The organism is Collimonas antrihumi (assembly GCF_018304965.1).
Lineage (GTDB): Bacteria > Pseudomonadota > Gammaproteobacteria > Burkholderiales > Burkholderiaceae_D > Collimonas > Collimonas antrihumi.
This window is the reverse complement of the sequence record NZ_JAGQED010000014.1, coordinates 20,734-42,686: the sequence shown is the minus strand read 5'-3', so window position 1 is coordinate 42,686 and position 21,953 is coordinate 20,734. Positions and strand designations below refer to the sequence as shown.

The 21,953-nt window shown below is 55.0% G+C and carries 23 protein-coding genes, 1 tRNA gene and 1 pseudogene; 18 read left to right on the top strand and 7 right to left on the bottom strand.

The window, feature by feature from the left end; all coding sequences use genetic code 11:
- Positions 1-186 precede the first annotated feature (186 nt).
- Positions 187-453, top strand: a complete 267-nt coding sequence (locus tag KHU29_RS13315) for a hypothetical protein (protein ID WP_211453278.1) — start codon at positions 187-189, stop codon at positions 451-453.
- A gap of 165 nt (positions 454-618) precedes the next feature.
- Positions 619-1,686 (top strand): M29 family metallopeptidase, encoded by a 1,068-nt coding sequence (locus KHU29_RS13310; RefSeq protein WP_211453277.1) that lies wholly within the window; start codon positions 619-621, stop codon positions 1,684-1,686.
- A gap of 43 nt (positions 1,687-1,729) precedes the next feature.
- Here KHU29_RS13310 and KHU29_RS13305 read toward each other — a convergent pair whose 3' ends face one another.
- Complete coding sequence (locus KHU29_RS13305) at positions 1,730-2,320, bottom strand: hemerythrin domain-containing protein (protein ID WP_211453276.1); 591 nt, start codon at positions 2,318-2,320, stop codon at positions 1,730-1,732.
- Between the two features lie 448 nt (positions 2,321-2,768).
- Between KHU29_RS13305 and KHU29_RS13300 the strand changes: the two genes are divergently transcribed.
- The gene (locus KHU29_RS13300; protein ID WP_281416123.1) at positions 2,769-4,157 is read left to right on the top strand and encodes an NCS2 family permease; all 1,389 of its coding nucleotides are present in this window, start codon (positions 2,769-2,771) and stop codon (positions 4,155-4,157) included.
- Between the two features lie 148 nt (positions 4,158-4,305).
- Here KHU29_RS13300 and KHU29_RS13295 read toward each other — a convergent pair whose 3' ends face one another.
- A complete protein-coding gene (locus KHU29_RS13295) occupies positions 4,306-4,803 on the bottom strand; it encodes a GNAT family N-acetyltransferase (protein ID WP_211453275.1) in 498 nt (165 codons plus the stop codon).
- A gap of 92 nt (positions 4,804-4,895) precedes the next feature.
- Positions 4,896-5,534, bottom strand: a complete 639-nt coding sequence (locus KHU29_RS13290; protein ID WP_211453274.1) for a LysE family translocator — start codon at positions 5,532-5,534, stop codon at positions 4,896-4,898.
- A gap of 239 nt (positions 5,535-5,773) precedes the next feature.
- Here KHU29_RS13290 and KHU29_RS13285 point away from each other — a divergent pair, with 239 nt between their 5' ends.
- Entirely contained in the window at positions 5,774-6,199 is a 426-nt protein-coding gene (locus KHU29_RS13285) for a styrene oxide isomerase (RefSeq protein ID WP_211453273.1), read from the top strand.
- Between the two features lie 317 nt (positions 6,200-6,516).
- Here the strand turns inward: KHU29_RS13285 and KHU29_RS13280 are convergent, their stop codons facing one another.
- A complete protein-coding gene (locus KHU29_RS13280; RefSeq protein WP_211453272.1) occupies positions 6,517-7,407 on the bottom strand; it encodes a LysR family transcriptional regulator in 891 nt (296 codons plus the stop codon).
- A gap of 146 nt (positions 7,408-7,553) precedes the next feature.
- On the opposite strand from KHU29_RS13280, the gene scpC reads away from it, so the two are divergent.
- The 10 genes from scpC (at position 7,554) to KHU29_RS13225 (ending at position 17,965) form a co-directional block, all read left to right on the top strand.
- Positions 7,554-9,044 (top strand): succinyl-CoA:acetate CoA-transferase ScpC, encoded by a 1,491-nt coding sequence (gene scpC / locus KHU29_RS13275; RefSeq protein WP_211453271.1) that lies wholly within the window; start codon positions 7,554-7,556, stop codon positions 9,042-9,044.
- A gap of 86 nt (positions 9,045-9,130) precedes the next feature.
- Positions 9,131-11,173, top strand: a complete 2,043-nt coding sequence (locus tag KHU29_RS13270; protein WP_211453270.1) for an FUSC family protein — start codon at positions 9,131-9,133, stop codon at positions 11,171-11,173.
- Between the two features lie 314 nt (positions 11,174-11,487).
- The gene (locus tag KHU29_RS13265; protein WP_211453269.1) at positions 11,488-12,255 is read left to right on the top strand and encodes an IclR family transcriptional regulator; all 768 of its coding nucleotides are present in this window, start codon (positions 11,488-11,490) and stop codon (positions 12,253-12,255) included.
- A gap of 24 nt (positions 12,256-12,279) precedes the next feature.
- Complete coding sequence (locus tag KHU29_RS13260; RefSeq protein WP_211453268.1) at positions 12,280-13,029, top strand: transporter substrate-binding domain-containing protein; 750 nt, start codon at positions 12,280-12,282, stop codon at positions 13,027-13,029.
- A gap of 47 nt (positions 13,030-13,076) precedes the next feature.
- On the top strand, positions 13,077-13,745 hold the full coding sequence (locus KHU29_RS13255) for an amino acid ABC transporter permease (RefSeq protein WP_211453267.1): 669 nt from the start codon (positions 13,077-13,079) through the stop codon (positions 13,743-13,745).
- Complete coding sequence (locus tag KHU29_RS13250; protein ID WP_246541974.1) at positions 13,742-14,515, top strand: amino acid ABC transporter ATP-binding protein; 774 nt, start codon at positions 13,742-13,744, stop codon at positions 14,513-14,515. Before KHU29_RS13255 ends, KHU29_RS13250 begins: the two co-directional genes overlap by 4 nt.
- The gene (gene hutG, locus KHU29_RS13245; RefSeq protein ID WP_211453266.1) at positions 14,512-15,447 is read left to right on the top strand and encodes a formimidoylglutamase; all 936 of its coding nucleotides are present in this window, start codon (positions 14,512-14,514) and stop codon (positions 15,445-15,447) included. The genes KHU29_RS13250 and hutG overlap by 4 nt, the downstream gene beginning before the upstream one ends.
- A gap of 110 nt (positions 15,448-15,557) precedes the next feature.
- Positions 15,558-16,106, top strand: a complete 549-nt coding sequence (locus tag KHU29_RS13240; protein ID WP_211453265.1) for a HutD/Ves family protein — start codon at positions 15,558-15,560, stop codon at positions 16,104-16,106.
- 196 nt (positions 16,107-16,302) lie between these two features.
- Positions 16,303-16,680 carry a hypothetical protein gene (locus KHU29_RS13230; RefSeq protein ID WP_343216056.1) on the top strand — a complete coding sequence of 126 codons (378 nt, stop codon included), beginning with the start codon at positions 16,303-16,305 and terminating at the stop codon, positions 16,678-16,680.
- Between the two features lie 328 nt (positions 16,681-17,008).
- The gene (locus KHU29_RS13225; RefSeq protein ID WP_211453264.1) at positions 17,009-17,965 is read left to right on the top strand and encodes a polysaccharide deacetylase family protein; all 957 of its coding nucleotides are present in this window, start codon (positions 17,009-17,011) and stop codon (positions 17,963-17,965) included.
- 57 nt (positions 17,966-18,022) lie between these two features.
- Here the strand turns inward: KHU29_RS13225 and KHU29_RS13220 are convergent, their stop codons facing one another.
- From KHU29_RS13220 to KHU29_RS13205, 3 genes and pseudogenes are all read right to left on the bottom strand, one after another.
- Complete coding sequence (locus KHU29_RS13220; RefSeq protein WP_246541973.1) at positions 18,023-18,424, bottom strand: DUF3422 family protein; 402 nt, start codon at positions 18,422-18,424, stop codon at positions 18,023-18,025.
- Between the two features lie 53 nt (positions 18,425-18,477).
- Positions 18,478-18,770: pseudogene (locus tag KHU29_RS22540) on the bottom strand (IS66 family transposase); the annotation flags it as partial.
- Positions 18,771-18,843: 73 nt separating this feature from the next.
- On the bottom strand, positions 18,844-19,023 hold the full coding sequence (locus KHU29_RS13205; protein WP_211453262.1) for a hypothetical protein: 180 nt from the start codon (positions 19,021-19,023) through the stop codon (positions 18,844-18,846).
- Between the two features lie 301 nt (positions 19,024-19,324).
- On the opposite strand from KHU29_RS13205, the gene KHU29_RS13200 reads away from it, so the two are divergent.
- From KHU29_RS13200 to trmB, 4 genes are all read left to right on the top strand, one after another.
- Entirely contained in the window at positions 19,325-20,266 is a 942-nt protein-coding gene (locus KHU29_RS13200) for a nuclease-related domain-containing protein (RefSeq protein WP_211453261.1), read from the top strand.
- A 13-nt stretch (positions 20,267-20,279) separates the two neighbouring features.
- Positions 20,280-20,894, top strand: coding sequence for a hypothetical protein (locus tag KHU29_RS13195; RefSeq protein ID WP_211453260.1), 615 nt, complete (start codon positions 20,280-20,282; stop codon positions 20,892-20,894).
- Positions 20,895-21,037: 143 nt separating this feature from the next.
- Positions 21,038-21,111: transfer RNA gene (locus KHU29_RS13190), tRNA-Gly, on the top strand.
- A 128-nt stretch (positions 21,112-21,239) separates the two neighbouring features.
- On the top strand, positions 21,240-21,947 hold the full coding sequence (gene trmB / locus KHU29_RS13185; protein ID WP_211453259.1) for a tRNA (guanosine(46)-N7)-methyltransferase TrmB: 708 nt from the start codon (positions 21,240-21,242) through the stop codon (positions 21,945-21,947).
- The last annotated feature ends 6 nt before the right edge of the window (positions 21,948-21,953 follow it).

Below are 21,953 nucleotides of genomic sequence, written 5' to 3'. Positions count from 1 at the left end.
GCCGGAGGCGCAATGCCGCAATGCTCATTATGATAATCTCGAAAGCACATGTTCTGCTTGGCCTTGGCGATTTGGATCAATACCAGTCGCTTCCTGATTTGACCGATCCGCCCAATCCCCGTTACTTTGGCTGGAGTGAGCCTATACTGCGTCCAACAATACCGTTTATCAACAAGGACATGCATAGTGAAAAAGACAGGAATGGCAAAGAGCGACGCCAAGAAGCTCATGGGAAAAATGACTGCACCCGGCGCAGGTGGTTTTGGCAACAGCGACACCGCTGTGGTCGACAGGCGCGAGCAGCGCAAGCGCGATCAGGCGCTGGGGCTGGTGCCGTTTGCAGTCAAACTGAACGGCGACCTGGTGCAACAGCTGCAAACCCTGGCGAAAGAGCGCGAACTGGATCTCAATCAATTGGTGGCCGAGCTGTTGACCAAGGGCCTCTCGGCCTGATGGTCGGTAGTCAACCCAAATCCGCCCAAAATCACCCCGTAATCCGCCAAAAACCAGCCCCGACGCCGGTTGTCGATTAAAATACCGATCCGGCAGGAGTTGCCTGACCACTAAGACTTGCTCTTATGGCACGGCATTTCTCCTGCTTCCCGATACGGTAAATTGATGAACACTCCAACAGCAAACGAAGAAGACGTCGGCACGGTAAGCGAAGAAACGATAGCCGAGGAAGCGATTGACGCAGCGGAAAAGCATCTGCGCGACATCCTTTCCATGGCAATCCAGCACGCGCCGTCGCGTGCCGCCGTGGTCGTATCGGACACGCGCTGCGAGCTCGCCACCACGCTTACCGAAGCCTACCGGCGCTGCCTGCCGAATGCGACATTCATCGACTTCGATGCAGTCACGCCGGATGCCGTACTCGCCGCTTTTGCGGGACTTGAGGCGAACGACCTGGTAGTCCTGATTCAATCGACCAACTTCCGCCTGGAGGCGTTTCGCATCCGGGTCGAACTGTTCAAGCGTGCGCTCAAGGTGATAGAGCATCCGCATCTGTCGCGCATGCCAGGAGCGCAAGCGCTCTGTTATATCGACTCGCTGGCATATGACCCCGGCTACTACCGCGGCGTCGGCTATGCACTGAAAGCACGGATTGACAGCGCCCGCATGGGTGTCGTCGACAGCGGCGGTGAACGCCTGGTGTTTGCGTCGCCGTTCGAGCCGGCCAAACTGAACATCGGCGACTACCGCGAGATGAACAACGTCGGTGGCCAATTTCCCATCGGCGAAGTGTTCACCGAAGCGCAAGACCTGGAAGCGGTGAACGGACGCGTGCGTATCTTTGTTTTTGGCGATACCTCGTTCCGGGTCAACCGGCCGGCACACCCCATCACTTTGGTGATCACCAAAGGCCGCGTCAGCGACGTGTTGAACTCCACACCGGATTTCGACCAGGTACTAGCCAATATCCGCGCCGACGAAGGCGAGGTCTGGCTGCGGGAGCTGGGTTTCGGCATGAATCGCGCGTTTTCGCGGGACCGGATGGTGAGCGATATCGGTACCTACGAACGCATGTGCGGCATCCACCTGTCGCTCGGCGCCAAACACGGCGTCTACAACAAGGCCAATATCAAGCGCGCAAGCGCCAGGTATCACATCGATGTTTTTGCGGTAACCGAAGCGGTCTACCTTGATGACGAACTGGTCTATCGCAACGGCGCCTGGCAGATCTGAACCAAGACCAGGCGCGGCGGCCTGGCCAACGGGTCAGCTAAGCCTACGACGGCATGTACAAAGGATAGAGAATATTTTCTTCGCGCGTGATGCGGTCTACCAGCACCTTGCCGAGGTTATCGAATTCAGCCTTGAACGACGAGCGTGAATCCGCCGATGCCAGCCAATCCTTGCCTTGATATTTATCGAAAAAATCAAAGGCGACGCGGCCAATGCCATCCATTTCTTTTTTATACGAACGATAGACTTCGAGCAGGTTCTGCTCTTCCGCCAGACTGCGCCGCATATACGAATACAACTTGACGCCCTCGGTCAGCAGGTGGCCGTACATCGCCATGCGCATCTCGCGCAATGAGGCTGGCACCCCATCCCAGGTGCCGGCGCTCATCTTGTTCGCCACCGAGGAATACATCAACAGCAAGGCCGCATGATCGCCCTTGAGCTGGGGAATCAATTTTTCGTCGTACTGAATCTGGTTGTTGACGCTTTTCGCCGGCTGCAGTTCTGCAAGCTCCTCTATCGTCGCTACTCGTCTGACCGGCTGCTGCGGGATGGCTGAATTTTTAACAACTTCGCGCGCCCCCTCATCTTGATTACTGGTTGCGGGTTTGTTGAAAATTGATTTCAGCCACATTTTTATTCTCCCCAGTTGCCAACCAAAAAGTGCACCCGCTTGTTTTTATATATTGCCCACCCGCAACAATAGTACATTAAATACCCAATGGAAATAAATTTCTTAAATGTAATTTTTCAGCTATTTTTCGCTGCTTGACCGTCCAAACCAGACAGCCGCATCTGGCCTGGAACGGTCGGCTAGAAGCCCGTACCCGCTATAAGGAAAACCGCTGGAAGACTGCTTTCCGCATATGGAAATGCAAATGGCGGCTATTAAGCCTCCATGATGGGTTGGCTACATCAATACCCTAAGCTGTATTCACCGAACTCATCATCCTTTCAAATGACGAGCAGTCCAGCTACCAGGGTTCGGCATTCGGTCGCTGACTATTCAAACATAACACGAGACAACCCTGATGACGGTCGAGTGACGGCCGCTTCAAGGACATATAAGGAGCAGCTCGATCATGATGGAACAACAACTCCAGTCCCAGCCTGTCGTGGGCCTGGGAGATCCTATCGCCGTCAGCGAAGGTAAACTCGATCAATACTTTCAGATTACCGCCCGCGGCAGTACTACGCGCCGTGAGGTTGTGGCCGGCATCACCACTTTCCTGGCGATGGTTTATTCCGTTTTCGTCGTGCCAGGCATGCTGGGCAGGGCCGGCTTCGATGTCAGCGCCGTGTTCGTTGCAGTTTGCCTGACGACCGCTTTCGGCTCGCTGCTGATGGGCTTGTGGGCACGTTTGCCGATCGCAGTCGGATGCGCGATTTCGCTGACCGCGTTCACCGCCTTCGGCCTGGTGCTGGGCAAAGGTTTGTCGCCCTCCGTCGCCCTCGGCGCGGTATTCCTGATGGGCCTGGTGTTCACTGCTATTTCCGTGACTGGCATCCGTTCCTGGATTCTGCAAAACTTGCCGTCCGGCGTTGCGCACGGCACCGGCGTCGGTATCGGTTTGTTCCTGCTGCTGATCGCCTCCAATGAAGTCGGGATGGTGGTCAAGAATGCCGGTCCAGGATTGCCGGTAGCGCTCGGTCACATTACTGCATTCCCAGTGGTGATGAGCATCCTCGGCCTGGCAGCCATCTTCGGTCTTGAGCGGCGCCGCGTACCGGGCGGCATCCTGCTGGTAGTCGTCACCCTGTCCATCATCGGTTTGATCTTCGATCCTGCCGTCAAATTTACCGGTGTGTTTTCGATGCCGGCACTGAGTTCCCCCGGCCACGCTTCATTGATCGGTTCGATGGATATCAAGGGCGCGCTGAGCATGACGGTGTTGCCAAGCGTGCTGGCGCTGGTGATGACAGCAGTGTTCGATGCCACCGGCACGATTCGCGCTGTTGCCGGTCAAGCTGGCCAGGTCAATGAAAAAGGCTACATCCACAACGGCGGCAAAGCACTGACAGCCGACTCGCTCAGTTCCATTTTTGCCGGCCTGGTCGGTGGCGCACCTGCTGCTGCTTATATTGAATCGACGGTAGGTACCGCCGCCGGCGCCCGTACCGGCCTGACGGCAGTCGTAGTCGGCCTGCTGTTTCTCGCGGTCATCTTCTTTTCGCCGCTGGCTGGCCTGGTGCCTTCCTATGCGACAGCTCCTGCGCTGATGTATGTCGGTTTGCTGATGCTGGGCAGCGTGAGCCGCATGCATATGGATGATACGGTCGATGCCCTGTCTGGTCTGCTGTGCGCAGTGTTCATTGTGCTGACATGCAATATCGTAACGGGCATCATGCTTGGTTTCTGCACGCTGGTAATCGGTCGTATCGTATCCGGCGAGTTCCGCAAACTGAACGTCGGCACTGTCGCCATTGCTATCGCGCTGGCAGCCTTCTACGCTGGCGGCTGGGCGATCTAGGAACTTACAATTTTTCGGGTAACTTCGACTTTTTGGGTCTCCTTGAATTGTCGATTTATGGCAGCGCCTCCGGGCGCTGCTTTTTTTTTGGGGTTATTGACTCCCTTTCGGCCACCAGCAAAGACTAGCCATGCGCTCGCTGCGTTGTCTACAGCGCTTTTGTGTACAGCCCGCATGGCACTCCGAACAAAAGAGGAAGCTCTTTTATTTGTTGGAACCCTAACTCGAAATACAAACGCTGGGCAGCTTTCATGACCGCGGTAGTATGCAGGGCCAGTACTGGAGCATCATCGCGCCGTGCCCTTGCGATGCATTCTTCCAGCAATTTTTTGCCCAAACCAAGCCCGCGATGTCCCGGCGCGACGGACAGCATACGAACCATTGGCCAATCAGCTTGGAAAAAATCGGGTTTGGGTTGATGCGCGCCGACATAACCGACTGTCCCGACGATCTGGCCGTTCAACTCGGCTACGATAACTTCGCTTTGATCGGCGTGTTCCGTCAGCGCCCCGAGCCTGGCGGCAAGCTGATCTCCTTGCGGCATCAGATCGATCAACTCTGCCCAGGCCCTGCGGACCACCGAGTCAACGACATCTCTCTCGATCGGATCAAAATTCCTGATTTTTATCTGTATTTCTGATGTCACATTCACTCCACAAAACATCTGATCGTATTTCGATGCGCCTGCATTAAATTCCAGCTTTAAATGCCAACTTCAATGCCAACTGAAATGCCAACCTAAATTCCCACCTTATGCGCCGTGAATATCAGGCGCAGTCCCAGAGCCGCGATTGCGCCGGCAGCAACGCGATCAACCCATACCTTGATTTTCAAATAATATTCGCGCGGACGTCTGCTGGAAAAACACAGCGCGACAATCGTGTACCACCCTGCTTCAATGGCAAAAACCATTGGCGGAAGCACCAGGTAACACCACAGCGGCGGATGCTGCGGGAGCAATGCTGCAAAGATACTGCCGTAGAAGATGGCTGTCTTCGGATTGCTCAGCTGTGTACTGAGTCCCATCAAGAAAGATTTCCGTACGTTTGCCCGTTCTTCAGATGCGCCATTATCGACCGTGAGTCGAGCAGATGCACCGCGCCAGATTTTGGCGGCGATATAAACCAGGTACACCCCACCGGCAACTTTCAGGCTTACATAAAGCCAGGTGACAGATGCCAGCAATGAATACAGTCCAATCAATGCAATCCCGCTAAAGAATACACCGCCCACGCCCATGCCGAGAGCAGTGGCAAGGCCGTCACGACGCGACAGGCCGATGGAATTTCTGGCAACCATGACAAAGCTTGGTCCCGGGCTCATCGCGCCAATCAATAACGCGGCAAGGATGGCGGTAATTGCGGCTAGCGGGCTCATGGGCGCTCCATGTGAGGATGAGGGAATTGTCGTTCACAAGAATAGCATGTTCATCAGGAACGCCTTGATCCTGTCCATGTTTGGCAGACATGCAAACATTGGACTATGCTGTCGCGGACCAGGGAGAAAATCATCTTATCCAATTGCAAACGCAATTGACCGGCCGGGTGGACCCTGGGCAGGCGAAACTCGTTAACCGTCCGCGCTAGTCCAGCGCAAATAACGCAGAGGTCACAAGTATGGAAGCTACCAAGCGGCGATTACTATGGCATGGCATGTTTTTGTTCCTGATCGGCCTTCTAACGGGACTCGTTGAGCAAAAGTTCAACAATCCGCGCATGGGCCTCGCCGCACATCTGGAAGGCGTCATGAACGGTATATTCCTCGTGGCGTCGGGCGCCATCTGGATGGAAATCCGTCTATCCCCACGACTGAAGGCTGCGGCGTTTTGGAGTGCGTTATATGGCACCTACATAAATTGGGGTATAACCACCTTGGCGGCGATATTGGGCACGGCAGCCATGTCCCCGATTACAGCATCAGGTCACAGCGCACAACCCTGGCAGGAGAGCTTTGTGACGCTTGGCTTCGTAAGCGTCGGAGTAGCAATCATTGCCTCTTCCATCCTCATTCTTTGGGGACTGCGACGAGGGGCCACTATTTAGTATTTATGGATATCGGCCTCTGAAACACCAACTCGCGTAGTTAATGCGGCCCCACCCCATGCACCAGTAAAGCAATCGCATGGCGTGCGATTGCCGCGGCGTCAATTGGACTGTCCTCCGGGCCGATCTGCCGCGTCATGATTGTAGCGAACGTTTGGCGGAGCACTGAGTACGGTCTATATCGTCGCCGGATGCCTGATCGCGCTGGCATTCGCGCTGGCATGGCTGTTCGAGGATATCCCGTTGCTGAAAAAAGCTAAATCGTAACGTCTCGTTTTCTTTACACCTGGCATTGTCAATCCAGCCTGCGACGCTCACTACACCAGCGGTGTCCCTAGCACATCCTGACAAACCTCCAGCCACGCGCGCGCTGCGTGCGACAAATAGCGGCCGCTCCAGATATGGGCGACTTGCCATGACATTTCCGGCTCGACGATGCGCACCGCTTCCAGGTTTCCGGTCACCAGCCTGTGGATGAAAGGTTCCGGCAGCAGCGCCACGCCCAAGCCAGCCGACGCCATCGTCACCAGCCAGTCCCACTGCCCGCTTTGCGCGGCTATCGTCGGTTCGAAGCCGGCATCCCGGAATTCCTGGCGCAGGCTGCGAGTCAGCGCAAAATCGTCCTTGAGCAGCACCATCGGCATTTTGCTGAGGGCATTGAATTTCAGTGTCTTGCGGTTCTTCTGGAATGTGCCGGCCTCGGCCAGAGCCCAGATCGGGTAGCTGGCGACAGGCACTGAAATCAGTTCCAGATCCGGATCCGCCGGCAGCACCGTCATGCCGATTTCGAGATCGCCGGCGGCGACCTGACGTTCAATGGCCTGACCGGTGTCCTCGCTCAAGGTCAACGCTATATCCGGATAGCGTTCGCGGAAGGTCTTCAGCACCGGCGTAAACAGCAGGTTGATCATCGGCGGGATGCCGACGGCAAGCTGGCCGCGTTGCAGCGCCTGCGTGTCGCGCACTTCCAATGTCAGTTGCCGCATGGTCGCCAGCATTTCCTGGCCGCGCTCGAAGACGACGCGGCCGGTGTCAGTCAGCGTCAGCTTGCGGCCGTTGCGGATCAGCAGCGGCGCGCCCATCTCATCTTCCAGCTGGCGCACCATTTTGCTAATGGTCGATTGTGTGACGTGCAGGGTCTCGGCAGCCTGGGTAAAGCTGCTGAACCGGACAGTTTCGACGAAATAGCGCAGGGAGCGGATATCCAAGGGGCGAGCGTGATGGTTATGATGAACAAGCTATATATGAATAAAGCGACTGAATTCGGCGCATTTTATTCATACAGTACATGATTTTCCGATTTTATACTGGAATTCAATAACAACATTCCATTCATGATATTCAGGAGCACACCATGTACCAGGACCGCATTCGCCGCCCGGCGTTGATGGATAAAGTGATGTCCGCGCAGCAGGCGGCACTGCTGTTCAAGGATGGCATGACCGTCGGCATGAGCGGGTTTACCCGCGCCGGCGACGCCAAGGCCATGCCGCTAGCGCTGGTGGAGCGCGCCAGGCACGAGCCATTGAGGCTGACCTTGATTACCGGTGCTTCGCTAGGCAACGACAGCGACGGCTTGATGGCCGAAGCCGGCTTGCTGGCGCGCCGCCTGCCGTTCCAGGCCGATGCGGCACTGCGCCGCAAGATCAACGCCGGCGAAGTGATGTTCATCGACCAGCATTTATCGGAAACCGCCGAACAATTACGATCGCACAGCCTGGCGCCGATTGATATCGCGGTGATCGAAGCGACCGCGATTACCGAAGATGGCTTTCTTGTACCGACCATGTCCGTCGGCAATTCCGCAAATTTCGCTCAGCAGGCGCGGCAGATCATTATTGAAATCAATCTCAGCGCACCGCTGGCGCTTGAAGGCTTGCACGATATTTTCATCCCCGGTGAACGGCCTGGGCGCGCACCGATTCCCTTGGTCAGTCCTGAGCAACGGATCGGCACGACGGCTATCGCTATCGATCCGGCGCGCATCGCCGCGATTGTGATTACCGACAGCCCGGACAGTCCTTCCAACGTCTTGCCGCCGGATAGCGAAACCGAGGCGATCGCGTCCCATGTGATTGCCTTTCTCGAAAGCGAAGTGAGCGCCGGGCGGATGACGCCGGCACTGCTGCCTTTGCAGGCAGGCATCGGCACGATTGCCAATGCGGTACTGCATGGGCTGATCGGTTCGCCGTTCAGCAATATGACAATGTTTTCGGAGGTATTGCAGGACAGCGCCATCGAGCTGCTGGATTCCGGGCAGCTGATCCAGGCTTCGGCGTCGTCGATCACCTTATCGCCAACCATGCATGAGAAATTCATGCGCGATATCGACAGCTACCGCGCGAAGATCGTGCTGCGTCCGCAAGAGATCAGCAACCATCCCGAGATCGTGCGCCGGCTTGGCGTCATCGCGCTCAACACGGCTCTGGAATGCGATATCTACGGCAATGTCAATTCGACCCACGTCGGCGGCACGCACATGATGAATGGCATCGGCGGCTCCGGCGATTTTGCGCGCAATGGCCAGCTGTCACTGTTTGTCAGTAAATCGGTGGCCAAGGCCGGCGGCATTTCGAGCGTGGTGCCGATGGTCGCGCATGTCGACCATACCGAGCATGACGTCGACGTCCTGGTCACCGAATGGGGCTTGGCCGATTTGCGCGGCCTGGCGCCGCGTGAACGGGCGCCGTTGATTATCGAGCGTTGCGCGCATCCGGACTATCGGACGCAGTTGCGCGCCTATTTCGAGCAGGCCTGCCTGCGCGGCGGCCAGACGCCGCACGTACTGGAAGCAGCCTTGTCCTGGCACGTGCGCTATCGCGACGGACAATCGATGCTGTCCTGACGCCGTCGCTGCGCCGGTGACGGCATGCATATTTGCTGTTTTCTTCTTAACCGACGCATCTCGCCGTCTTTTTTTCAACCCCTTCGATGTTCACCCAGAGTACTTTGTTCAGCTCGGCAGCCAGCAGCTACCGGAAATGGATCATCGAATTCCCGCTGCGCAAAGCCAGCCTGTCCGAGGGGTTGCGCGCGGCATGCGCTGCCAGCACCATGCTGCTGCTGTGCTACCTGCTACATGAGCCGCATTTCTCCTGGGCGGCTATCGGCGCCTTCCTGACTTGCCTGGCCGATGCCGCCGGTTCGAACCGGGCGCGGCTTTACTCGATGGGCGGTTTCGGCCTGCTTTCCACCATCGGCGGCGGCTTGACGGCTTTTGCCGCGGGACTGGGCGTGGGCTATGGCGCGCTGTCGCTGATGCTGTGCGCCGGACTTGCCGGGTTTTCCAGGATCTATGGCAACCCCACCGGGTTGGTGATGATACTGGCGGCCGGCGTGTGTTCGATCATGGCGGATTCACCGATGAGTCTGGCGGCCGGCCATCACTCCTATCCGGCGTTTTATTTTCTCGGCTGTGCATGGGCGACCGTACTAGGTTTGACAGCCTGGCGTATTCATCCGTTTTCACCAGCCCGAGCGGCGGTCAACCATGTCTATGAGAGCCTGGCAGAACTGGCGCACATCACCGTTGGCGCCGAAACGCGCAAGCCGGGTGACGATCTGCGGCATTTGACCGCGATCTGCCGCAAGCATGTGCGGGACGACATCGCGCTGGCACAAAAGCGGCTGATCGCGTTGCCGCTGGAACGCACCGGCAGCCGTCGCTTGTATGAAAACCTTCTGCTGAAGCTGGCGCGCGCCGAGCTGATCCAAGGCTATCTGACCGTTGTCACCGATCTGCGCAAGTCGCCGCTGCGCCAACCTGTCGAAATTATCCGCATCGACCGCGTCCTGAGAGGGTTAGCGGGGATTCTGCTGCGAATGAGCCGGCGCATCATCTCCGATCAGGCTCCGGACGCCGACGTCGATCTGGCGGCACAGTTGCATCGCCTCAGTGCGCGCCTGAGCCCGCAACTTGGCGGTGCGCTGGCGCTAACCGTGAGTTCGACCGACGCTGGAAGGCAAACTGCCGCGCCGGCGCCATCGACATTCAGGTCCGATATCCGCGCGGCTTTCAAGCAGAACTGGCAGATTGCGCAGTTGCATTGCAGCGGTCGCTCGATCGAGTACCGGCACGGACTACGCTGCGCGACGGCCACCGGCCTGGCATACATGATCGTGCACTTGCTGCATTTGCCGTTTGGCTATTGGGCGACAATGGCAACCATCCTCATCATTCAGCCGTCAATTGCCGACACCCGTGCCCGCAGCCTGGAGCGCGCGGGGGGAAGTGTCTGCGGCGGCCTGATCGCGGCTGTGCTGGGCCTGTGCGTGCACTCATCGCTGACGGCGGCACTGCTGCTGTTCCCGATGGTGCTGGCAACCATGGCGTTGCGCCCGGTGAGCTACGGTTTGTATTCACTATTCCTGACACCTTCTTTCGTGCTGGTCGCCGACTTTGCGGCGCCGGGCAGCGATGAATTGATCAATGCCTTCGCCCGTGCCGGCAACAATGTCATCGGCGGCGCCATTGCACTGCTCGCTGTCTATTATTTCTGGCCGAAACGCGAGGCAAGCAATCTGTCGTTGAAACTGTCGGAAATGATCCTGGCGAACCTGGCCTATCTGCATGCCGCTCTGGGCAACGCTGCCGCCTCCAGCGCAGCAATGCATGCTTGTCGAGGGCATGCCTGCATCCTCAATCTGGAAACCGACGTGCTGCTGCAGCGCCTGGGTCATGAAGGCAAATTAACCGATTCCCGGGCGCAGCAGGTCAGAACCGTCCTCGCATTATCGAGAAGACTGGCCGCTGACGCCACACACATCTGGCATGATCCGGCTGATGCAGGCCTATCACCGGAACTGGTCGCATGGCTGGACGACATCGCCCGGCTTTTCATGCAAACCGCCGACGCTGACGCCGCACGCGAAGTCGTCGCGCTATGCCCGACCGCAGAGCTGTCGCCGGTCAAGGCACATGTCGTTGAGAACCTCAAACTGCTGGTCGCCACGGTCTATCCGGTTAAGAGGTGATTTTAGAATGTCGCCCGCTCGTCTTCGGCAGCTGCGGCTACATTCGTCAGGCGCTTCAACGGCTCCATGTTCGTCACCATCGGTTGTTTGACACTGCGGGGCACAACGGCGATAAGGCAACACTACTCATGCGCGTCTCTGGCGCATGAACATGTCCGCACACCAAAAGCCCCCCACAGTAGCCGGCCATCACGGCCGCCGGTTTAACGTGCTTTATCGTCCATTTCCGGGGGCGCTCAATCAACCCAAAATAGCAATCCCATAATTTGGGAATTAAATTTGTAATTATGGGAATTGTGGCCGATGATAAGTTCATGAGTAAGATCAATTCATCAGATTTGGAGAGCCCTCTTTCAGCTACTCCCACCAGCGAACGGTCACTAATGGTGCTTTCCGTTATCGCCCGGCATGGCAAGCCGATCACGGTGAAGCAGCTTAAGGATGCAACAAAATTGCCGCAAAGCACTTTATACAGGCATTTGCTTCCCCTTAAGAAATGGGGTTTGATACAAGAACAAGATAATCTCTACGCACCAGGCCCATTCAGCGTACAACTCGCCTGGGGCTTTGATCACACCTCATATCTGGTCGCCCATGCGCGCCCGGAAATGGAAAAATTGATGATGCGGTGCGGGGAAAGCGTCGGGCTTATGGTCGCCGTCAACAATCAGGTGATGTGTCTCGACATGGTGGAAAGCCAGCACTCTTTGCGTTGTTCGTTTTCGAAGGGGCGTTCGCAGCCATTGCTGCGCGGAGCTTCCGCTAAAGCGTTGCTGGCGCATTTGCCTGCACCAATGGCTGATGAAGTAATTGCAGGATCACTGCCGGGGCAACCAAAAGAGCAGCATCTCCTGCGCGAAGAATTGGCGAAGATACGCGCTCAAGGATATGCGGTGAGCGAGGGAGAAGTAGACATGGGAGTCTGGGGTATCAGCGCCCCTGTTTTTAGCAAGGCGGATCACATGGTAGGTGTCATTACCTTGATGTCGCCAGCTATCAGAGCCGAAGACAGGCAGCAAGAATTGATTGGATTGACGGTCAAGACCGCACTCGTCATCAGTGAGTGCTTAAAACTATATTAGCAAGTATTTTTTCAGGAGACAAAAATGAATCATCGCCGCTTTCTCATTGCGCTGGCCGTCGCAGTCAGCTTCATCGTGCCGACATTGGCTAACGCCCAGTCCGCAGGAGTCATCCGGGTCGTAACCGATTCGACTTTCCCGCCATTCGAATTTTTCAAAGACGGGAAAAGAACCGGATTCGATATCGAATTGATGGAGACCCTAGCCAAATCGATGGGCAAGAAAGTCGAATGGACTGACATCGACTTCAAAGGCCTGATCCCGGGACTGATTTCGAAACGGTTCGACGTCGCCGCCTCGGCAATCTATGTCACCGAAGATCGGCGCAAAGTGGTGGATTTTACCGATCCGTATTACCCCGGTGGCCTGGTGATCGTCGTGAAGAGCGGTAACAACGCAATACTTAAACCAGCCGATCTGAACGGTAAGCATGTCGCGGTTCAGGTAGGCACGAAATCAGTGAACTATCTCAAGGAATATTTCCCGCAGGTCGACCGTGTAGAAGTCGAAAAAAACCAGGAAATGTTTAATCTGGTTGAAATTGGACGCGCCGATGCAGCGGTAACCGGAAAACCGGCCGCCTTGGAATATGTGAAAGCGCGGCCCGGCTTGAAAGTAATCGAGAAGCCCGTCAGCGTCGAACTGTACGGCTTCGCAGTCAGGAAGGATTTACCGGAACTGACCCAGGCGTTGAACGCTGCCCTGAAAAAATCAAAACTCGATGGCAGCTACGACAGACTAATCAAAAAATGGCTTGATACGTCTGCGAAATAATCGCGGCCGGTCATCACAATATCGATGTTGAACGAGGAGAAATACAATTGAGCCTTGATTTTTTACCAGTCCTCGGCGGCTGGGCTGATTTGGCACATGGCGCGTTAGTCACGGTAGAAATTACCTCGGCGTCGCTGCTGATGGGGTGCGTGCTTGGGCTGCTGGTCGGGATGGGCCGGCTTGATCCAAGCAAACGGGTACGCTACGGGCTTTGCACCACCTACGTTACCTTTATCCGGGGAACGCCGCTGCTGGTGCAATTGTTCCTTCTGTTTTTTGGCCTGCCCGAACTGAACATCCTGCTGCCAGCATTTGTATGCGGCATTTTAGGACTGGGAATTTATTCCGGCGCCTACGTTTCGGAAATTGTCCGGGGTGCGATTCAATCGATTGAGAAGGGACAGATGGAAGCTGCGCGTTCGCTCGGCATGTCCGCCGGAACAGCCATGCGTACCATCATCCTGCCGCAGGCAGTGGTGCGGATGATTCCTCCTTTGGGTAATGAATTCATTGCATTGATCAAGAATTCTGCACTGGTTTCCTTGTTGACCATCGCTGACCTGATGCACGAAGGTCAAAAAATCATCAGTGTGTCGTATCGGTCACTCGAAGTGTATTTAGCTATCGCTCTGGTGTACCTGGTACTGACCAGTCTTACCAGCATGGCGTTGCAAAGAATAGAGCGTCACTTGAGAGCCGGAGGAGCAGTGCAATGAAATCCATCATCAAATTAAATGGACTGGGCAAATCGTTTTCGGGTAACCGCATCCTGCACGGTATCGACCTGGAAGTCCATCCGTCTCAGGTGATCGTCATCATCGGTCCCAGCGGCTCGGGGAAAAGCACGTTGTTACGTTGCTGTAATGGCTTGGAAGTCGCCGAAGAAGGTGATATCGAAATATGTGAAAAAAAATTGCTGACCGATGGACGCATGCTGTCCGATCACGATTTGAACCATCTGAGAGAACAAGTCGGCATGGTGTTTCAATCGTTTAATCTGTTCCCGCATTTATCGGTGCTGGGGAACGTCACCGTCGGACCGCGCAAGATCCAGGGTATGGATAAGCACAGCGCCGAAACCCTGGCCCGTGAACTGCTGGCTAAAGTCGGGCTGGCGCACAAGGCGGACGCGATGCCTGCCACCCTGTCCGGTGGCCAAAAACAGCGGGTCGCCATCGCGCGTGCATTAGCGATGAAGCCGCAAGTGATGCTGTTCGACGAGCCGACTTCCGCACTAGACCCGGAACTTGTCGGCGAAGTGCTGCAAGTGATGAAGGCCCTTGCCAACGAAGGCATGACAATGTTGGTCGTCACGCATGAAATGGGATTTGCGAGAGAAGTTGCGGATATTGTCGTAGTGATGGATCACGGTCGCATCGTGGAATCGGGGCCGCCTGACCAGATTTTCGTCAACCCGCGTGAAGACCGCACCCGCAGCTTCCTGCAAGCGGTGTTATCCCGGAACCAGCAAAGCAACGCCGCATGATAGATCAATCCATTTGGGCCGGCCGGCAAGATACTGACAGCGCAGGCGACACACGTCGCCTGCATCAGGTTGTCATGCCATTCAACAAGGCATCCGAAAACAGCGCTACCCTGATCGGCTTTTCCTGCGATGAAGGAGTGCGTCGCAATCATGGGCGCATCGGTGCTGCCCAAGGCCCGGATGCGATCCGGCGCATGCTGGCTAATCTTCCAGCGCATGACATCGAATGTTTATTCGATGCCGGCAACATCGGTTGTATCGATGGCGAACTGGATCAAGCGCAGCTGCGACTGGCTGATCGCGTCAAGCAAGCGCTTTCACAGCGCGTATTCCCTCTGGTATTGGGTGGCGGGCACGAGGTCGCGTACGGAACCTTCCGTGGCATCGCAAGCCATCTGGATCAAGCGTTGCGCACCGAACGGCTGCTTGTCATTAATTTTGATGCACATTTCGATTTGCGAGAAGCCGGCCAAGCTAGTTCGGGTACCCCGTTCAAGCAGATTGCTGAATGGTGTCATCAGGCTGGCGTTGAATTCAACTATCTCTGCTATGGAATCAGCCAGCTGGGTAACACGCCGGCACTATTTGCCCGCGCCCGTGAACTGGGTGTGCGTTTCAAGCTGGATAGCGAAATCGCTTTTGGCGACCTCGCCGATTTCGGCCGAGAACTGCAGGAGCAACTCGCCACGGCGACTCATGTGTACCTGACGATTGACCTGGATGTGTTACCTGCCGAGAAGGCGCCAGGGGTTTCCGCGCCGGCGGCCTTGGGCATGCAACTCGAAAAAGTGGAATACCTGATACGGATAGCCAAAGATTCCGGCAAGCTTATCGCTGCCGACATTGCGGAATGCAATCCCACCTACGATCGCGACGGACTTACTGCGAAAGTGGCCGCACGCCTGGCACATGCCTTACTTCAACCTGATTGAACTTCACATTTTTGCCCAAAACGTATACACAACCCTTACAGCCATTGGCAATCGGCAACCTGAGCAGATCAGACTTGCCGATTGTGATACCGAAAGCAGCGCAAGCCGTTATGCCTTGGAAGAATGGCGGCGGCATTACGCGGGAGATAATGCGTTGCCCGGCGAATAGCAGTCTCGATGATTTTGAATGGCGCATTAGCGTGGCAACGGTCAGTACCGCCGGTCAGTTTTCTATTTTCCCGGGAATCGACCGGTCGCTGGCCCTCACCGAGGGCGGGAAATTATTGATCAGCCAAGGCGCCAGGCGTGTTACGTTGACGCCGGCAACACCCGTCTTTGAATTTGCCGGCGAAGAACAGATAGGCTCATCCCTGCTTGCCGGGCCTGTCACCGATTTCAACGTGATGACCCGGCGGCAACTGCACACGCACAAGCTGAACCGTTTCGCGTTTACCGGTACCTTGTGCACTCCTCGTCTTGGCCATACCAGTTTGGTATATATCGTTAAAGGCTCACCGCACATCCTGCTCCCGACATCACGTGTTGTGCAACTGGCTCCGGGCGACGCAGTGCTGCTAACGGCATCCGATCAGCAACTTACGCTTCATGCCATGGAGGCAGAAATCATGGTGACTAATATATTTGGAGTCTCGGCCTGACGATATCCGTTGTTTTTTTAATTCGCTCAACACGCCGCTAACGTTGTTATTTGGCACTAATCGAAGCCATTACAAGTAATAGCGCAGATTCCGCAGTGCCACGACGCAATCTATCCAGACGGACAGATTGGGTATGTTACCCTGCCTGATTCGGGCATTCTTTCGATTCCCGCCTTTTGTCTCGCTGCACTACGTCTTGGAAAACGGCGGCTCTTCCGAAATTGCCGGGGTCGGCAACGAGGGAATATCAGGAATTTCTCTTTTCATGGGCGGCGATACCACACCCGGTGCGGCCGGTATCCTGGCGACGGGGCGATGGAATGAGACAGAGCGTGCGCAACTGGACGACAACATTGCAAACCGACGCCCATTCCTCGATTTTGTCTACAGCCGCACCAATGCCGATGGCACCATCCAATATCTTCAAGTCAGCGGGGAACCGATGTTCGATTCAACCAGCCTGTTTATCGGCTATCGGGGAATCGGCATGGATGTCACCGACCGCATGCATCGCGACCGGGAAGAAAAACATCTGCGCAGTGATACGGATAAAATCGATGGCAGCGCCGATTAAGGCGATTCATATCTTACCGGTGCGGTCACCGTAACTGTAGTTATTTGTAACAGCTAGGGAACCGCGCAGGTCGAGGGCGTAACATTGGCACTTTGTCTAATGCCGTTAAGTTAAGGTTACCGGTTATAGCGCTTGGCACGTCATTCCCGCGAACGCGGGAATCCATTTTAACCACCATGCTCTGCAACATGGATCCCCGCGTTCGCGGGGATGACGGAGTGACCGCATTGGCCCATCTAAAGAATACCGTTCGTGGCTTAACTTAACGGCATTAGGCACTGTGTCATCTTCCTGAAAAATCAACTACTACTCTACTGCCTGTCACCGTATGTCTTCGCTTCCCGTCTCATTAGCGCCATTGCGCAACATAATTTCCACCTCCTCACGACATATCAAAAAGATCATTTCCGGCCTGATCGTGATTTTCGTGACGATCGGCGTTACCGGCTGTGCTATTGAACCGGTTGCCATGTCGCCTCAAACGGCCGAGCGATTGAAATCTCAACCGCCGATCCGGTTCCTGCTGACTTTCGACGATGGTCCGGCCCGACCAAGAACTGACAATCCGACACTATCCATACTGAACACGCTCGCGAACAATCCGCTACAACGTGGCATCAAAGCCCTCTTTTTTGTGCAAACCCGCTCGTCTGGTGCTGGTGAGACGGATTTCGGGCGAAACATAATGCTGCGTGAAATTGATGAAGGCCATTTACTTGGATTTCATACTGCCACGCCACATCATGCAAACCATCGCTTCCTCAACCCCGAAATATTCGCGCAATCGTTAAGCGATGGCATTGCCGATATTGTTTCGATTCAGGGAAGTCCGCCGAAACTGGTTCGCCCGCCGTTCTGGAACTATGACAAGCGTACTTTTGACGCTTACCAACAGCATGGCATGCACATTTTGCTGACGGATTTGAGCGCGAACGACGGCAAGATATATGGCTTCAAGGCCAGCCTTAGAAGACGCTCCAACATGCTGCATCTATTGACTGACGTGCGTGAGCGGATTGCCGCAGGCGAGTTACCGACGGTTGATGGAAGTATCCCGGTGGTGGTGACTTTTCACGATATAAATAGCTATACCGCCGATCACATGGCGGAATATTTGCAAATACTGATGGATTGCGCGCGTGCGGTCCAATTGCCGACTGCAACCAAGCCGTTTTACGACGACAAGGGCGCGCTAGAGCGTGCGGCCCTGGCACGAAGCGTACGTGACGGCGCCCAAGCTGAGCGCCTGCCCGGGTTCTGGAACTGGCTATGGGAGAAAATTTAGGTAATCGATGATGCGCTTCCATGCATTGAAAATTACAATTCGACCACGCTAATCTATTCAAGGCATGTCTTCAGTCATTGTGGCAGCAAGACGACGACGCATCTGACACAGACTTAGCGCCACCGCAACGGCGATCACAGGGATCGAAAATGCAGTGGCAAGCCCCGGCGAAATTACCGGCCAGAATTTTCTGACGCCCTCAGTCAAATAATGCACCAGTTGCGAGCCGTAGTAGGTAATGGCGACCACCGACAGGCCCTCGACCGTTTCCTGCAGACGCAGTTGCATCCGGGCACGCTGATTCATTTGCACCAGTACCAGTTGGTTCTGACGTTTCAACGCGAGATCGACACGGGTACGCAAGAGTTGCGAATTTCGCGCCACACGACCAGATAGATCGTCCTGGCGGCGCGACATTGCGGCACAGGTATTCATCGGTGGCATCAAGCGCCGATCCATGATTTCGCGAATTGTGGGAAAACCCTCTACGCGCTCTTCGCGCAACTCCCCTAAGCAAACCACACCGCCGGCGGCGTAGTGTCACCAGCCGGCCGGTCATCACGTATATAGATCCACAGACGTGCCGTCTCGGTCTTGCCGTTGCCGGGCGCGAGCACCGGGATCGGCGTGTCGTCGGCTTGCAGCTTGGATGCCGCCAGCACATGACGCCGGATCGCATCGACAGTTGCGCTTGCGTCAGCGAGGCGGTGCCACCGACAACTTGCGGCCAGACGAAGCGATCGCGCTCAAGCCGTTTGGCCAGCAGGCACAGACCATCGCCGGTCCACCAGAGCAGTTTGATGATATCGCCGCGCCGACCGCCAGCCAGATGTGCGGACCCGCCGGCAGGCCGATCATGGCAGCAGGCGGGCCAGCACTTAGGCCAGCGTCGCTGGATCGACGCAGCCCTCCACGCGCAGTTGCGCCGAACCGACCATCAGTACGATCGCGTTCGACGCCGGTACCGTGCATGCTGCGCTGGTGCTCATCGAGGCGACAGGTATATCGAGCGTACTGAGCAACGGCGCATACGAAAAGCGCGAAAAAATATTTATCATTCGACAGCAAGATCGACCGAATACGTGAAGGAGGTCAACACGCCGTCATTGCCGATTGACGACACAACCTTGCATTGGGTTGGCTTGGTTTCCGATTAGCACAACGCTTTTGATTAACATGCACGAAGCTTGTGGTCTACCGTCCAGCCGATCTTGCATCAAAATCAACGAACATCCGAAATATTGGCGTTTTACCACCACATCAGTGGCATTTTGTGAAAGAATTGGTTGAACAGTAGCAACAAGACGGGGAACCACCTTGGACTCAATCGCGCCGTAACTCACAAACCTAGCCATCTATATGCTGCTCAAAAGTGCTGACGATAAAGAAAATCAGATAACGGTTCTAAAAAACTTGTTGAGCCATGAAAAAATTTCTCCCGAAAAAAAGCAGTGGATCGACAAAGAATTACGTAATCTCAAAACCGGCATCGACACGGAAAAGCAAGCCGCCTTCGAGTTAGATTTTTACTTCGGTCCGTCGAAGAAACACATTATCTTGCATGATCTCAGGCTCGAAATTGATGGCAGAGTCGCTCAGATAGACCATTTGATTTTCAATCGCATGGCCGAAGTCTATGTGATCGAGACCAAAACGTTCAACAGTGGCCTGACGATCAACGCGGCAGGTGAATTCTCGACTGTCTACGAAGGGAAAGCCTTAGGAATTTCATCCCCTATCGAACAAAATGCGCGGCACATTGCGGTGTTGCGAGATGCGTTTAAATTGATCGGACTTCCCACCAGACTTGGAGTCCCATTAATGCCATCGTTCATACCGGTTGTGCTGGTGTCACCGAAGGCACTTATAACTCGTCCTGATTCGAAGAAAAATGATTTCAGTAGTGTCATGAAACTGGATCAATTTAGCTCTTGGTATTTGAAAAGACTCGACGACCCGATACGCCCACAAGACTTTATCGATATCTTCAAGGCATCCTCTCTGGACACCATAAAGGGACTCGCTGAAAAAATTGTCGAGCTACACAAACCAGGTCGCGTCGACTACGTCCGCAAATTTGATCTTGCGGAAACGCTCTTGAGAAAAGCACCGTCGCCTGCTGCAGCGACTCTGCTGCAGCAGGCGTCGACGGAAAATCCCGCTATCGATAATGACATCGGTAAACGGTTGTGTGCTGGATGCAATACGGTAATCCACGAAGTTGTTGCTAAATTCTGTCTGAACAATTTCCGGCGATTTAAAGGAAAGACGTACTGCCGTCCGTGCCAAGCAAAATTTTAATGTGGTAATCCACTTGAACAAACACTTACTCTCTATTTTTCGTGGGCAGGATGAACCTCCGGCGCGAGGCAAATTTTTGTCCCGTGTCTTTGGTATATTTTCAGAAGAAATTGTTCGCCTTTGGGCTAACGACCCACGGTCGCCGTATGAAGATATTGGTCGTCCAACCCTTCGGAAACTTGGGGAGTCAACAGGCTCTACCCTCGATTTTACGTTGCGTCACAAAAAAACTGGCACATCGTATGTCACTGAATTGAAATGCGAGATTGAGTATGAAAACTATAAATATTTCGTTCTGACTGATGTGAAGCAGCTTGATCATCATCGAAAAGGTGCATTTAAAGCTCTACTCGAAGTAGCCGCCAAAACCCCAAGTCATCGAGTGTTCGTCAACAAAAAAGAAATTGCGGTCGACGGTGCAATACTAATTTGGGGCGCTGCGACACCGGAAGGTCGACGTGCGGTTATCGATGCAAAAGGCTTTTTTGACGTACTATCCATAGAGGAAATCATCAGTGATCTGATAACTTGGAACCACGCAGGTTACCTAGCTCTAATGGAGCAGCGACGTTCATGGACAAACGCGATGTTTGACGGCCTAATCCATTCAAACCCTGAAACGGATTAAGCAAGTGATCTGGCCACACTTGGAAAAATTAGCGAATTGCAATGCGATCACACTCCGGAAAATACGGCCATCACATTCCCCATCCCCTCAAACATCTTTCAAGTTTGCAAACCCCGTCAAATCCCGCGTAAAATGCGGGTATCGCGGGTGTAGTTCAATGGTAGAACGAAAGCTTCCCAAGCTTTAGACGAGGGTTCGATCCCCTCTACCCGCTCCAGATCAGCGCTGGCACCTGTTACTTAGGTGCCATTTGTATTTTTGAGGCGATCAATTGTCTGGCGTTACAATGACGCTACCGCTTCCGGCAATCCAGCACTGCCCTTTCACTCTAATACCCTATTAAGCATGTCAGAAAACAAATCCGGCAAACCCCTCTTTTACGATCCTACCGAGCACAGGATCCGCAGCTTCGTCACGCGCGCCGGGCGCTTGTCGACGGCGCAGGCTCGTGCAATCGAGGAATTGGGGCCGCGTTTTTGCGTTCCTTATGACAAGGCTGTAGCCGATCTTGACCAGGTTTTCGAACGCAGCGCGCCGACGATCCTGGAAATCGGTTTCGGCATGGGTGAAACTTCGGCGAAAATTGCCGCTGGCATGCCGGAAAAGAATTTCCTTGGCGTCGAGGTCCATACGCCTGGCGTCGGCAGCTTGCTGAAACTGATCGGCGAGCAGCAGTTGAGCAATTTGCGCTTGATCCAGCATGATGCGGTGGAAGTACTGACGAATATGATTGCACCCGGCTCACTGGCCGGCGCTCATGTGTTCTTCCCTGATCCGTGGCACAAGGCGCGGCACAATAAACGCCGCCTGATTCAGGGGCCGCTGGTCAATTTGCTGGCGTCGCGTATTGCGCCGGGCGGTTATCTGCATTGCGCAACCGACTGGCAGGAGTATGCTGAACAGATGCTGGAAGTGTTGAGCGCTGAGCCGTTGCTAAAGAATACCGCAGAGACTTACGCGGAGCGGCCGGATTATCGGCCGGTAACCAAGTTCGAGAATCGCGGCTTGCGTCTTGGACATGGAGTCTGGGATCTGGTGTTTACACGCGTTTGATGCGCG